This is a genomic window from Sorangiineae bacterium MSr12523 (assembly GCA_037157775.1).
GTDB classification, from domain to species: domain Bacteria; phylum Myxococcota_A; class Polyangia; order Polyangiales; family Polyangiaceae; genus Pendulispora; species Pendulispora brunnea.
In genome coordinates, this window is the sequence record CP089982.1 from 3317257 (window position 1) to 3330981 (window position 13725).

The following is a 13725-nucleotide window of genomic DNA, read 5'->3' on the forward strand; positions in this document are numbered from 1 at the left end:
CGACGAAGTTAGGCGCCCTCAGAGCGACGCGGGAGTAACTCAGTGGTAGAGTGCCACCTTGCCAAGGTGGACGTCGAGGGTTCGAATCCCTTCTCCCGCTCTGCATTTTCAAGCAGTTAGAGTGTGTGTCCCCAACGTTGAAGCGTGGATCACACTCCCTTTCACACTCCTTCTACTTGGGTAGGATGGCGGTTGGTCAGAACACTCGGCGCAGCACTCTTGCGCGCCGTTGGGCTGTGAGTTCCTCGAGCCGTTCAAAGGCCACGCGCATCTCCTTGCCGGCGACCCGCCCGTAAAGCTTCAGCGTCCGATCCGCAGACCAGCCGCCAACGCTCTTCGCGACGATGGCGGGGATGGCGGCAAGCGCGTCAGGCTGTTGAAGGTTCGGCGCAGGCTCCGTGGCGTGAAGACGAAGGAAAGCCCGAGCGCCTTCGATCCTACCGAGCGCGCCCTCGACGAACCTTGGAGAGCTCGTCGAGCTTGCGTACTGAATCGGATTTAGTACTCGTGCGAGGGTGCCGCGAGGCCGGGTTGCGACGCTGGAATGATGGTTCGTCCCCTTTCTTCGGGAACCCCATTGCCTCCACTGCCGACCTTGATGACGGTGTCATGCAAAATTGGCGGTAATCCTCTGTAAAGGACGCCGATCGAAGGGCCACCACCGCCGCTGCCGCTCGCGCCGGCCAAGCCTCCGGCGCCGCCGGCGAATCCGCGGAGGGCATCTCCAGAAAGTGGAAGAGCCGGACCGGCCTGGCCTCCGGCCGTAGGCGCGCTTCCAAAGGTGCCTCGGCCTCCGGCGCCGCCCGAGGATGTCTCGATGGCGACGTTACGAAGCTGAAAGGGGCTGTTCAGCGACACGATGGCCAAACTTGCGCCGCCGCCCTGGCCGGGGGTACCTGCGACGCCGGGGCAGCCGCCGGCGCCCCCGCCGGAACCGGGTGGGCCCATGGCGATGATTCCCGGCTTCGGGGTCAAGCCGCTGCTCGTGGCATTGTGGCCGCCACCGCCGCCGCCCGCTTGGCCAGGATGCCCATCCATTCCAGGAGAGCCGTCGCTTGTGACGTACACGCTGTTTGGCATCAAAAGGATGCCGCCGAAGTCACGACCACTGAACCCGCTCAGTCCCGGATCGCCGGGGTGTCCGGCGCGCCCGTTTGCGTTCGTATTGGCCAGGCCACCGGAGGCACAGGCTTCCGTTCCTCCGCCGAATGGCCGTCCGTCTTCCACCCATCCGTCCGTCCGTCGCCAGCCGGATAGGGCGTCGAACACGAACCAGGCGCTTCCCCCTGAAATCCCGCCCGAAGGCGTACTGTAGGTACGTCCATTGTCGTCGACGCATCCGCCGACTCCCCCAGGCCGGCTCGAATGCGTGGTCTCACAACTCGTCTTACGACCCGTGCAGGTACCATTGACGTCGTAGAGGCAGCAGTCTTCCGTGCTCGGGGCACCGGTGCCGTCCATATTGGCCGCGGGCCGCAGGGTGGGACCTTCTTTGCCGTCGGCCCCGTTGCCCCCCACGCCTGCGTGAATCTTCGTGTTGACGATGGAGAGGCCCGTCGAATCCGTGACCAGGAGTCCGATGGAACTTCCCCCGGGCTCCCACGCGTCGGCCGCGACGATCTCGAAGCCATCGAGATAGACGTTTTCCGCCAACACGGCGCGCACGGCAGGGCTCGTGCGGGGCACAATTTTCGCTCGCTCTTGCGTGACCTTCCAGTGGCCGCCCGCGCAATCGAAGTAGCCAAACAGGGAGACCTTGCCCGTAAGTACGATCGGCTCGTCGTATTTGCCGGAGCACACGTAAACGCGCCGCCCCGTGTCCTGCGCGGCATAGATCGCCTTCTGCAGCGAGCCATACGGACGCGCCATGGTGCCATCCCCGGCGTTTGCGGCGGCGCCGGCCGAGACGAACAATCCGCATCGCTCGCTGATGCCCCTCGGATCGTCGGCCGGGAACGCTGCCGGGCAATTCTCGGTAACCGGCCCGGGGTTGCCATCCGGTGTGTCGATTCCCCCGTCGGGCGGGGCAGCGCCCCTCTCCGAATCGGAGTTCCCACAGCCGTAAGCGAGAAACCAAGCTACCGAAAACGACGTGAGAAAGGCGACCTGTCGCATAAGAATTTCTCCAGGGTTGCTTTGCAGCACCCTCGATATCGACCACCACCCCCGAGCCGTTGCCAAAAATCGACGCCGCTCTACGTGGTGTGCCGTTTGCGGCGCCGAAGCCCGCCGAACGTCAACTTGGTGAACTTTCGGCGAGCTTCTCCGCCGGGGGCGTTCGGACCGATACATGGGGCTACGCCGTCCATCACCAGAACGGCAAGTTCGGTAGTGTTGAAAGGGATACGCGCTATGGCATCCGTCCTTTGACGGTGTTGCCGGTACTCTCCAAACGGCGTTGCCGCAATATGACTTTCGGTATCATGGGATGATGCGGGAGGTCGTGCTGGATCGCTCGTTCCCTCCGATCTGCGAATTTGCCGGAGATGGAAGGCGGATAATCGGCGCTACATCGAAACTCTCTCTCGGAGACCTGAAGGTACTCAAGTTGCAGAAGCGATCTGCATCCGTAGTTCCTTCACATTCATTCGATCCGGAGATTGTCAAAATGAATACGTTTGCAACGATGTTGTCCGCCTTCTTCATCGCGGCATGCTCGCTTCCCGTGGTGGGATGTGCAGCCGACGGCAGCGATGGTACCGTCGACCCGGATACCGACCAGACGGAGAACAACATCATGGTCGCGGATGGGGCCGACGAGGTTTCCGAAGCGCGCGAGCCGTCCGAGGCTCCAACCGATCCGGGCGCCGTCCACACCTTGGGGGCAGCCCCAAGTTGCGTCGAAAGAGGCATGGAAGGCAATTACAGGCTGCACGTGCACAATGGTTGTCGTACCGAACAATGGCTCAAAGTGAAAATTAGTAAGATGCGTGATTCGGATTGTTTTCGACTAACACCTACGGACACCGCGCACGTGACCTGGAGGTGGCCTGGAGGGTTCGACGGGCTGGTGACGTGCTGACGGACAGCAGGGTGACGTACACGATTTTTGCCGTGCGCTCCCGCGAAGTGCGTTGTCGCCGCAAGCCATTGGCATGATGCCGATGAAGTATCTCGTGGCAGCTGCAGAAACCCTGCGCAAGCTCTGTCACGGACATCCGAGGGCGCGGCTTCGTCGTCGCGCCTCGTCGGCGGTGATCGAGCGAGGCTTGGCTGCGCCCCAGCGTTGGAGCACGACCCCGTACGCGGCACATGCGCCCGCCTTGTCGCCGGCGCGCTCTTTGGCTTCGCCGAGCCAGAGTTGCGCGCGCGTGTTGGTGAAGGGATCTTCGAGAAGTTGGCAATGGTCGATGACCGGATCCATGAGCGCGATGGCCGACTCGACTTCGCCCGCAGCGAGGGCCACACGGCCGGCCAATAAGGCGGAAATGCCCGCGTTGAAATCGCGGTACGTGAAGGCATGCCATTTGTCGCGTTCGCGCAGGGCAGGTCGATGCTGCCAGATCGCGGCGGCATCGTTCGATAGCCCCACGAGGGAGCCTTCGAGAATGGCCCAGGTCTCGAACGGTGTCGTTCGCTCCGGCGTCGATTGGTGCCAGAGATCGCTCAAGGCATCTTGGCGTTCCCTCGAAACGTGCCCTGCGCGCATCCATGCGCCGAGAAGGACGGGCTCGTCGTGCACGACGGATCTCGGCAAATGACCGACGGTCCATACGACCCGTTCATTGAAGTAGGCCTCCGCCACAGCGGCCGCGCGTGCCGGCTCGCCTTTTTCCGTGAGCGTCTGGGCCAGCACGGTGGCGGCCTTCAGGTGGGGCATCACGTTGGCCACGTTCCTGGCGAGGGCTGCCTGTTCGGCCGACAGTTTCTCGGCGGTTTCGAAATCGCCCCGCACGGCTGCCATACGCGCCAATGCGTTCAGCCGCTCTTGCGGGATATCCAAGTCGTCGATGGTTGCATTCTGCAGGTGCTGGGCGATGGCATCCTTGATGGCCGCTTCCGGTGCGCCGGTCGATGCCAGCTCGTTGGCCAGGTGACGGTAGGCCGCGGAGCTCTTGGGCACCCGCGCGAGCCAATGGTGCGTCTCCGCGATGGCTTGTTCGCAGCGACCTGCCCGCTCGAGGAAGATGACCCGGTCTTCGAGGCAGTCGCCCGAGCTGGGCGCGACCTTCAAGCATGTGGCCATCGCGGACAGCGCATCGTCGGTTTTTCCCATCCTCGCGAGGGCCCAACTCTGGAGTTGCCAGGCGTCGGCGTAGTTGGGATCGATGCGGATCGCACGCCGCGCGAGATCCAGTCCGTGCTCGAGGTCGGCGGCCGCCACGTGCGAGGCCATGATTGCCGTCGTGTACAGAAGCTCGGCGTCCTGCGGAAATTGCTGAATGCCTTCCTCGAGGATGCGCGCCCGCGCCTCGGGATCGGGCGGCTCGGTGACGAGGACCGGCACCAGCGCCTCGTAGAAGATGCGATCGCGCTCGCTCAATCGGTCGCGCAGCTCGGTGGCGCGTTGATAGTGCTCGCGCGCCTTGGTGATCGCGTCGAGCGACGCATCGACCATGGCCGCGCGAAGCTGCGCTTCTGCGCAAAGTGGATCCTTGGCCGCCGCCTTTTCGAAGGCGACGGCCGCATGCTCCCAGGTGGCATTCCGCAAAGCGGAAAGGCCTTCCTGGTAATAGGTCGCCGCATCCGGATGGCAGCTTTTGGATGGCTGCAGCGAGGTGATGATCGTCCCCGCCGGCGCGGTCGATGCCGTGGACATGGTTACCGGCGATTCTGTGCCGCGACGAGATGCGGCCGCGGCTGCAATCACGCTGACCAGCGCGAAGAGGCTGCACATCGCGAACAGCGCCCGTGAGGATAGACCCCGCCGCGCCGCCGCCGGCGGGGGCGAACTTCGAACCCGGGGCGACGGCGTTTCCGACGTCAACGTCGTGCCGAGAAGGGCCGCCCCGATCCGCGTGAGCGCCTCCTGCACCTCCGAAGCCGAACGCGGTCGCTGCGCGCGGTCCTTGGCAAGCAGCCGCGCCACGAGCTCGTCGAGTGCGTGTGGGGCGTCCGGCCGGAGCTCCGACACCCGCGCCGGCGTGTGCACGAGCACCATCGAGAGCACGGTCGCGGGATCGCCGCCGTCGAAGGCCTCGCGGTTGGTCAAGCTGCGAAAGAGCACGCACCCCAAGGAGAACAGGTCGGCGCGCCCGTCGAGATCGTCCGCACCGCGCGCCTGCTCCGGGGCCATGTAGCCGACGGTCCCGAGCACCGTTCCCGTGGTCGTCACGTGCTCCATGCCGCGGGTGCGCACGATCCCGAAATCGACGAGCTTGGGCCGCCCGAGCTCCCCATCCACGAGCAAAATGTTGCTCGGCTTCACATCGCGATGAACGATGCCCATGGTGTGCGCGTCCTCGAGCGCACCGGCGAGGCGCTGCCCCAGCTTCAACACGTCGTCGATGGCGAGGTGCTCGTTGCACTCCGCCGCGCGCGCAAGCCGCTCGCGCAGGCTTTCGCCCTCGATCCACTCCAGCGCGAGGTATGGCGCCCCATCGTCTGCAACGCCGTGCGCGAGGTAGCGCACGATGTTCGGATGCTCGAGTTTTCCGAGCGCATCGGCCTCGCGCGCGAAGCGGCGAACGGTGGCGGCGTCACTTCGATGCAGCACCTTCAGCGCGACCACTTGCCCGGTGAGCCGATCGACGGCGCGGTGGACGACGCCCATTCCGCCGCGACCGGCCTCTCGCTCGAGAACGAAACGGCCCGCGAACAACGGCCGCGCCTCCTCGACGAGCTGGTCGTCTTTGGCGTTGTTGGGCCTCTCCTCCACCTTGCCCCCGAGCGTAGCGCCTTTGCGTGGTGGAAGGCTGCGTGCTAAGAAGCGTGCAGGGTCGAGCTCCGACCTCCGTCATGACCTCCTCTTCCTGATCCCCCCGGAGTGTGGTTCGCGCCCCTCACACGCAGAGCATGCGGTGAGCGCGGTGCACGGGTGCCTTGCGTTCGAAAAACGCGGGGCTTGCACAGGAGGTTCTTCATGGCTCGCGAGAGAATCGCGGTTGCCGCGGCGCACGCATCGTTCGCGTATGCGGCACCCATTTTGACGGATGTCACCCTCGCCTTGGGGGCGGGTTGGCATGGATTGGTCGGCGCCAACGGTGCGGGAAAGACCACATTTTTGCGCATGATCCTGGGCGAAATCGCGCCTGAGACGGGCACGATCCGCGTCGAGCCGGATCGTGCGCGCATCGTCCTCTGTCCACAGCCGGTCGATGTGCGGACGGACGACGTGACTCGGTTCTGCGACGACGGCGGCGCGCGTGCGCGGCGCTTGCGCGATCGGCTGGCGCTCGATCCGACGTCGCTGGATCGATGGTCCACGCTTTCGCCGGGTGAGCGCAAGCGATGGCAGGTGGGGGCCGCCCTCGCGGAGGAGCCGGACATCTTGCTCCTGGACGAGCCGACGAATCACATCGATGCGTCCGCCCGTGCCTTGCTCGTCGAGGCTCTGCACGGCTTTCGTGGACTCGGCATCGTCGTGTCCCATGATCGTGCGCTGCTCGATGGGCTGACGCGCGTCACGTTGCGCGTTCATCGGTGCGCGGTGCGTGTTTACCCCGTGCCGTACACCATGGCCAAAGCCCAGTGGGAGCTCGAAGAGCGCCATGCGCAGGACGAGCGGGACAAGGCCGCGGAACGCGCGAACACCGCGCAGAAAGCGCTGGGGGATGCGCATCGCAACCACGATCCCGGCTACCGCGCCCGCTCGCTGCGTGGCCTCGATCCGCGCGACCACGACGCGCGCAGCTTCGTCACCAAGTTCCGGATGAACACGGCCGACCATCGGCTTGGGCAACGGGTCGGCGTCGCCCGGCACGCGGCAGAGCGCGCCGCCGAGGCGGTTCCGAAGATCGAGCGCGACAAGACCCTCGGGCGATCGCTCTTCGTCGGCTACGAGCGGGCACGCGCGCCGAAGATCGCCGCGCTTGCCGGTGAGACGCTGCGCGCGGGCGAGCACGAGATCCTTCGCGACGTGCGGGTCGAGGTTCGGCGCGACGACCGCATCGCCATCCGCGGCGACAATGGTGCGGGCAAGACCACGTTGATGCGCGCGCTTCTCGATGCGAGCACCGCTCCCGAAAACCGCCTTTTCTACCTCCCGCAGGACATCGATACGGAGGAGGGGGCGGCCCTCTTGGTGCATACGATGAACCTGGAGCCGGCTTCGCGCGGCCGCGTTCTCGCGCTCGTGGCGGCGCTCGGTGTCGATCCCGATCGGCTTCTGCGCTCCCGATCGCCGTCGCCCGGCGAGGCGCGCAAGATCGCCATCGCGTGGGGACTCGGCCGGCACGTGTGGGCGGCCTTTTTGGACGAGCCGACGAATCACCTCGACCTGCCCTCGATCGAGCGTCTCGAACGCGCCCTTGCGGCGTACCCCGGCGCGCTCGTTCTGGTCACGCACGACGACGATTTCGCGCGGGCGTGCACCCACACGACGTGGCACCTCGATCCGAACGCGGGCGGGGCGGTTCGGGCGCCATCGCGCCCATGGTCCTCGCTCCGGAAGATCGACGACGCAAATAGCTTTGGCCTACAATCGGCCGAGGTCGCTGGTGGATGCATCGCGCTCACGGCAAATTCGAGCAACATCGGGCATCGGCGAGCCGAGTAGGCGTGTATGAATCGCGGAAGTTCGTTTTTCGTGCTCCTTGCTTGCTCCCTCCTAGGCGGCTGCTCCTCTCAAATCAAACTCGACCCGGAATTCGCTGCGCGCGCTCAGGAGCTGCCGATGGATGGCGCGTCCAGTCCGCCGTCGCGCTTCACCATGGGAAGCTATCGGGTCAGCGTCGGGATGGATGCGGATTCGACGTATACCTTCCACATCCTCGGCCTCGAGGCGAACGTCGACGGAGATTGGGTCATTCACGGTACCCTCGAAGGTCCCGATGTTCGAGGTGGAGGCTTCGAGTGCGCCGGACCGAACGACGTTCCCCCGGAGCCGAACTCGAGCCGCCTTTCATTGGGAAGCAAGAAGCCAATTCAGTGCGACATCCACGACGGTACCCGAAAATGGTCCTGGCAGTTCGCTCGGGCAAGCGGCGAAGGGCCCGGTATTCCCAATCGACCGGAGTCTTTCTATAGCAATTCGAGCGAGCCGATGGAGTGGGATGCGTTCCTTCGAACCCGCGACGGCCAGTCCCTTCGCGTCGAATGGATACGGCGAACATCGATGGTGCGCATCAACAACCAGTGGGGCTATTACGTTATCGCCGACAATCGCATCGTCGGCGCGATCGACGTCGGCAGCATCGGCAGCCCGCATGCGTACATCGCTCGGGATGCACCACCGGAGCTGCGGCCAGCCATCGCCGGAGCCATGGCCACCACCTACGCCTTGGTGGCGGCCAACAAGCCTTCTCGTCGCATCGACTAGTTCACGAAAGTGATACGTGGCTCGAGATCGGGCATTAGCCGAATCGGCAGCGATTTGAGCGAGTTCATGAAGTTGGAGCGAATTCGCTTCGAAGGGGCCGCCGGGCGTACCTCGGCGAAACGGTCGAGGAAAAGCTCGAAAAAGATGTTTGCCTCGATGCGGGTGAGCGCGGCGCCGAAACAGAGGTGCGGGCCGTATCCGAAAGAGATGTGCGGATTCGGTTTTCGATGGATGTCGAACTCGTTCGGATTCTCGAAAACCGATTCGTCGCGATTGGCCGAGGCGAGCGCCAACACGACCATATCGCCATGATGCATCCGTTGCCCGCGAAACTCGAAATCACGGCTGGCCGTTCGCCGGAGATGGCAAATGGGCGTTACGTAGCGAAGCATTTCCTCGATGGCCCCGGGAAGAAGGGATCGATCGGCGCGGAGCTGGCGATAGAGATCGGGCCGTGAGGCGATGATCTCGATGCCGGAGGCAATCAGGCTTCGCGTGGTCTCGTTGCCGGCGATGAGGAGCGGGACGAAGAACATACCGAGTTCCTCGTCCGTGAGGCGCTCGCCGTCCACTTCCGATTGAGCCAGCAAGGTCATGACGTCGTCCTGCGGCCTCTGGCGCTTCTCTTGGGCGAGTTTCATGAAATAGCCAATGAGCTCCATGACGCCCATCTGGACGGCTTCGAGGCTGCCGCCCATTTCGGGATCGTCCACGTGCATGAGCGCATTGCTGATTTCGAACAATCGCCCGCGGTCGACATCGGGAACGCCGAGCACTTCGAGGATGACTTGCATGGGAAGTTCCGCGGCCAGCTCGCCCACGGCGTCGCACTCGTCACGGCCGGTCAACTTGTCGATCATCGTGGCGGTGAGCGCGCGAACGCGCGGCTTGAGCGGCTCCAGCGCTTTGGTGGCAAAGGGACGGGTCACCAGTTTTCGATGGCGCGTATGGTTGGGCGGGTCCATCACGTTGACCATCTGGCGCGCAACGCTGAGTTCGAACTCGCTGAGCGGGCGGGTTGCGGTCCCTCCGAGCGCCGATGAGAAATCGGCCGGGTTGACCAGAATCTCTTGGATGTCGGCGTGACGCGTGACGAGCCAGTAATCGTGCCCTCCCACGGGAGTGTGAAGCCGCGTGACGGGCGCCTCTGCGCGCAGCATGCGATACGCCTCGTAGGGCGCACCATCGACCAGGGTGTTCGGGTCGAGAAAGTCCAGCGTAGCATTCATGAGAAATTTCTCCCGGGTCGTGCCGCGTCACTTCGCATGCAGTCCTTTACGCAAGTCCACGCCCTCGCTATTTCGAGAGACAACCCACCGAGCTACCCCATTTTCCGCCAAAGCCATGTCGCGTGGCGCGATCCGTCCCCTCCGTTTCGCGACAGCGCCCGGCGGCGGATTCACCAGGTAATGGTGTACGTGCAACCTGGGGCGCCATGCTTTCGGCATGGGGCCGTGGCATCGTGTTGAACGAATGCGAGCGGCTCGACGCGTGCTGCGAAGCCCAGGAGAAGCCCGCGATCGAATTCGCAGGGATACGGATTGTCGCAAAACATCGTCATTCGCTTCTCGAACGGATGCGGGTGATGACCATAATGGCCAATTCCCTCCGTCATGCGAGCCGCGATCGGGTCGAACATGAGATGACCATTCTTGCGATGATATAAATGATAGAGGACATCGATTTGACCGAGCGCATGCCGGATATCGGCGGTGTCTTTCCGCAGCGGGGCGATATCCGGCACACGCCGCCCGATGTCCGACACTTTGGCCGGTCCCACGGTTTGGCCGATCTCCCAGAGTACCTCGAGGTAGGTGGCCAGCGGCCACCATGTTCGACCATCGGGAAGGAACTCGTCGCACCGCGCGCGCATGGTCCCCAATCCGTGATTTGCGAGAATGCGATATGCAATTCGCGGGACGAGCCGAAAGACGGTGAACACCATGGTCATGACGTTCTGCGCGTTGATTTCGACCTCGTTCAAGGCTGCATTCATCGCCAGGGACGGATCCACGAACGTGTCCCCGGACGGATTGTCGGCGGGCACGACGCACGGTCTCGGAGCCGGCGGTTGCGTGTCCACCGCATCCTCGTCCCGCGCGGACCAATGCGCGGAAATCTCCGTGCGCATGCGCGCGGTGGCATGTTCGATGGGCTCGCCCAAAGATTCCTGCAACGCCGCATGCAATGCATCGTGCATCTCGCGCCCCGTAGGCCATCGATCCGTCGGATCGAATGCCAACGCCTTGTCGACCAATCGTGCCATGGGGGAGGGAAGTTCGGGCATGAGCTCCCGCAGGGAGCGAGCCGGACGCACGGCTGCGGCGATGACCGAATGCGCCGTGTCGATTCGATGAACGAGTTCGCCCGAGAGCAGGGTGAAGATCGTCGCACCGGCGGACCAGCAATCCCCGTGGGGGCCGATGGCGCTGTGTTCACCAAGGGCTTGTTCGGGTGGCATGAACGCCGGCGTTCCCATCATGGGCCGCGTGAACGTGATGGTGCAGCTACTGCTCTCGGCGGCTCGTGCAATCCCGAAGTCGAGAACGCGTACATCCCCTTTCGTGGTGAGAAAGAGATTGTCCGGCTTGATGTCGCGATGAATGATGCCGTTCTCGTGTGCCGTGGCAAGGATATCGAGCACCTCCAGCATCAACGGGCCCACCCGCCCGAGGGGCAGACGCCGATTGGCGCGCTCCCAGTTGGCGTGCACCGTCTCTCCTTCGAGAAGTGGCATGATCAGGAATGGGCAGCCATCGTCGTCCACGTCGTCGTCCAATACGGGAACGGCGCCGGGGTGCCCCACTTGATTTGCAACGTAGGCCTCGCGGCTGAAAAGGTGATGAATGTCACCATCATGACGTAAATGATCGAGAAGGAACTTGATGGCCACACGGTGTCCGTTGCGATGTTCCGCTGCATAGACTGCGGCCATGCCACCAATGCCGATTAGCCGGGTGATTCGATACTTCCGCTGAACGATGCCTCCGACGCGTTCCCACGCTCTTTCGTAGTGCCGTTCAGGCGAAGCGGGTGACCATAACCGCACGATAGGATGCTCAGCCGCCGGACCCCTCGTGTCAATTGTGCGCCTGAAAAAGAGCGCTCTTTGGTGGGATGCTCGGGTGACATCTACGCAGTCCCGCTCGGACTCGGAATTCCGAGCTCCCGTGCCAGTGTCACCAGCGTTGAAAAAAGAGTGAGGCGCTCTTCGTCGTTCCGTATGCCAAGGTGATGAAAGGCGTCGACCCATTCCGTTTCCGAGAAAACCCGCCAATTGGCATATTGATTGGCTCGATACTGCGCCCGAATGTACGCGGAAGAAGTCACGACCGCTCCGGGAACCTCGAGGATCCACACTGGCAGGCGATTCAGACGTAGTCGTTGCAGCTGAGTTGCCGAACCGCCTTTCGTATATACGAGGACGCTCTTGATCGTGTGGACGTGCGTCATCCGATAATCGAGATACGTGTCCCACTCGTCGTCACTGGGAGACTCTACCCCGTACACGTTCACACTTGTCCGCGCGATCAGCGCGTAGGCCATCGTTCTCATCGCCCCCCGAGGGCCAATTGGATCACTCCCAAATCGCTTTGCGAATCGCCATGATTCTTCTCCTTTGGCGATTGGACCCCTCGGCAATTGCTTTTCTCCAAAAATGTCGTCAGAAAATGCCCTCGCCATTCCATTCGCCGGCGAGGGCTCCGGCTCGTAGGTCGAGGGTGACGTTTTTTCGGGAGGCCTTCTCCGGGCTATCTTGGATGACCGGTTGACATCGATCCCAGGGTATTTGGTTAGCGTGGAGGAGAGTGGCGGACTTGTAGGTTTTGCGCGCTTCGGGCGAGACTCAGCAGCGAATGGCCACTCCACTTCTTGCGGCCCATCGAAAGATCCTTCACCCTGATCGCCGGCTGGAATGGCCATGAAAACCAACGTGGGAGACTCAAACACCGGCGAGCGCAGTCCCACTCCGCCTGCGGCCGCCGCGGATCCGACGCTGGTTTCTGCGAGCGATGCGAGGGTATTCAACGTGTCGCCTGGGCAACGCATCGGTGGCCTCGATGGGTTGCGTTTCGAATTGCTGGAGCGCTTGGGGACTGGCGGGATGGCCGTCGTATTCCTCGCGCGGGACCGCATTCTCGATCGACGGGTGGCTATCAAATTTCTCACCAATGCGGCACTCAGCACGGCCGAAGCGCTGGAACGCGTCCAGGTGGAGGCCCAAGCTTGCGCGCGTTTGAGTCATGAGAACATTGTCCGGCTGTTCGACGTCGGCCAGGACAAGGGAATGCCCTTTCTGGTGATGGAGTACCTCGAGGGGCGTCCTCTCGACGAGGTCATTCGCGATGATGCCTGCGACCCTGGGCGTGCCGTTCAAATCATGATGGATGTTGCACGAGGACTCTCCCATGCGCACCGAGCCGGCATCGTCCATCGGGACCTGAAGCCAAGCAATGTCATCATCGACAAGCATGGGATTGCCAAGATTCTCGATTTTGGCATCGCCACCATGAGCACGGGGAACGCCACGCCGGACTGGGGGTTTTCGGGAACCCCGAGATACATGGCGCCGGAGCAATGGAAAGGCGAGCCCCAAGATCGGCGAACGGATATCTGGGCGGCCGGCGTCATGTTCTTCGAGCTTCTTACGGGAATTTCGCCATTCGGTAGCGGGGACGCTCTGGAAGTGCGCAATGCCGTGCTTTCCAAAGTTCTCTCACCGAGCGTGCGCGATGCTCGGCCCGAGTTGCCGTTCGAGGTAGACCGCATTGCCCAGCGAGCCATGAAGAAGCGCGCCGCCGACCGCTTCGGTACGGCCGACGAGCTGTTCGAGGCTCTGGTCGCATTCGGCGACACGATGGGGCGCGACCAAACGTCGAGAATTCCGAATCGGAAGCACTCCGTCGGTGGTTTGGTGGCGCGATCGTTGGCAGGGGCACTGGCGCTGTCGTTGGTCGTGATCGGCGTACGCGCGCTCGTGAGCCGAGATCGACAGGCGGATGAGAACCCAACGTCGGTGCTCGCAACGAGTCCCGTATTCGAGCTATCGCATTTGTGGTCGCCTTCGACGATCCCGGTGCCTTCCGTGAAGCGGGCCACGCCGCCTTCCTACAGCGCAAAGCCCGTGCCTTCGGCGCAACGAGCCGCTCCCGCCGAAGTCACATCGCTCGGCCAATATGCCAATGAGCTGGAGGGCGATATCATCGACAAGAAGTCCGTGGTTTCATCCGAGCTGGAGGAAGATATCGGTGAAAAGAAGCCCGTGGGCTCGTCGTCATCTGCTCTTTTGACCAGCTACTAGATTG

Annotated in this window: 8 protein-coding genes and 1 tRNA gene; 5 read left to right on the forward strand and 4 right to left on the reverse strand. The window is 63.3% G+C overall.

Features of this window, described 5'->3' with window-relative positions; all coding sequences use genetic code 11:
• The first annotated feature begins 28 nt into the window (after positions 1–28).
• Positions 29–100 (forward strand) — tRNA-Gly (locus LZC95_13555).
• 398 nt (positions 101–498) lie between these two features.
• Here LZC95_13555 and LZC95_13560 read toward each other — a convergent pair.
• Entirely contained in the window at positions 499–2115 is a 1617-nt protein-coding gene (locus LZC95_13560; protein WXA97855.1) for a hypothetical protein, read from the reverse strand.
• 313 nt (positions 2116–2428) lie between these two features.
• Between LZC95_13560 and LZC95_13565 the strand changes: the two genes are divergently transcribed.
• Positions 2429–3022, forward strand: a complete 594-nt coding sequence (locus LZC95_13565) for a hypothetical protein (GenBank protein ID WXA97856.1) — start codon at positions 2429–2431, stop codon at positions 3020–3022.
• Positions 3023–3148: 126 nt separating this feature from the next.
• Here LZC95_13565 and LZC95_13570 read toward each other — a convergent pair whose 3' ends face one another.
• The gene (locus LZC95_13570; protein WXA97857.1) at positions 3149–5818 is read right to left on the reverse strand and encodes a serine/threonine-protein kinase; all 2670 of its coding nucleotides are present in this window, start codon (positions 5816–5818) and stop codon (positions 3149–3151) included.
• 204 nt (positions 5819–6022) lie between these two features.
• Between LZC95_13570 and LZC95_13575 the strand changes: the two genes are divergently transcribed.
• Both LZC95_13575 and LZC95_13580 read left to right on the forward strand, forming a co-directional pair.
• Complete coding sequence (locus LZC95_13575; GenBank protein ID WXA97858.1) at positions 6023–7657, forward strand: ATP-binding cassette domain-containing protein; 1635 nt, start codon at positions 6023–6025, stop codon at positions 7655–7657.
• Between the two features lie 117 nt (positions 7658–7774).
• Positions 7775–8419, forward strand: a complete 645-nt coding sequence (locus LZC95_13580; protein ID WXA97859.1) for a hypothetical protein — start codon at positions 7775–7777, stop codon at positions 8417–8419.
• On the opposite strand, the gene LZC95_13585 is transcribed toward LZC95_13580, so the two are convergent.
• On the reverse strand, positions 8416–9648 hold the full coding sequence (locus LZC95_13585) for a cytochrome P450 (GenBank protein WXA97860.1): 1233 nt from the start codon (positions 9646–9648) through the stop codon (positions 8416–8418). The two genes, LZC95_13580 and LZC95_13585, sit on opposite strands and share 4 nt — an antisense overlap.
• A 170-nt stretch (positions 9649–9818) precedes the next feature.
• Positions 9819–11354: a serine/threonine protein kinase gene (locus LZC95_13590; GenBank protein ID WXA97861.1), complete on the reverse strand. Its 1536-nt coding sequence runs from the start codon at positions 11352–11354 to the stop codon at positions 9819–9821.
• 987 nt (positions 11355–12341) lie between these two features.
• Here LZC95_13590 and LZC95_13595 point away from each other — a divergent pair.
• The gene (locus LZC95_13595) at positions 12342–13721 is read left to right on the forward strand and encodes a serine/threonine protein kinase (GenBank protein ID WXA97862.1); all 1380 of its coding nucleotides are present in this window, start codon (positions 12342–12344) and stop codon (positions 13719–13721) included.
• Positions 13722–13725: the final 4 nt, after the last annotated feature.

Bases quoted from the DNA above. Each gene is read 5' to 3' on its own strand.
- LZC95_13585 (WXA97860.1), bottom strand. From the start codon at position 9,648: ATGAATGCTACGCTGGACTTTCTCGACCCGAACACCCTGGTCGATGGT.
- LZC95_13595 (WXA97862.1), top strand. From the start codon at position 12,342: ATGAAAACCAACGTGGGAGACTCAAACACCGGCGAGCGCAGTCCCACT.
- LZC95_13565 (WXA97856.1), top strand. From the start codon at position 2,429: ATGATGCGGGAGGTCGTGCTGGATCGCTCGTTCCCTCCGATCTGCGAA.
- LZC95_13590 (WXA97861.1), bottom strand. From the start codon at position 11,354: ATGGCCGCAGTCTATGCAGCGGAACATCGCAACGGACACCGTGTGGCC.
- LZC95_13560 (WXA97855.1), bottom strand. From the start codon at position 2,115: ATGCGACAGGTCGCCTTTCTCACGTCGTTTTCGGTAGCTTGGTTTCTC.
- LZC95_13575 (WXA97858.1), top strand. From the start codon at position 6,023: ATGGCTCGCGAGAGAATCGCGGTTGCCGCGGCGCACGCATCGTTCGCG.
- LZC95_13580 (WXA97859.1), top strand. From the start codon at position 7,775: ATGGATGGCGCGTCCAGTCCGCCGTCGCGCTTCACCATGGGAAGCTAT.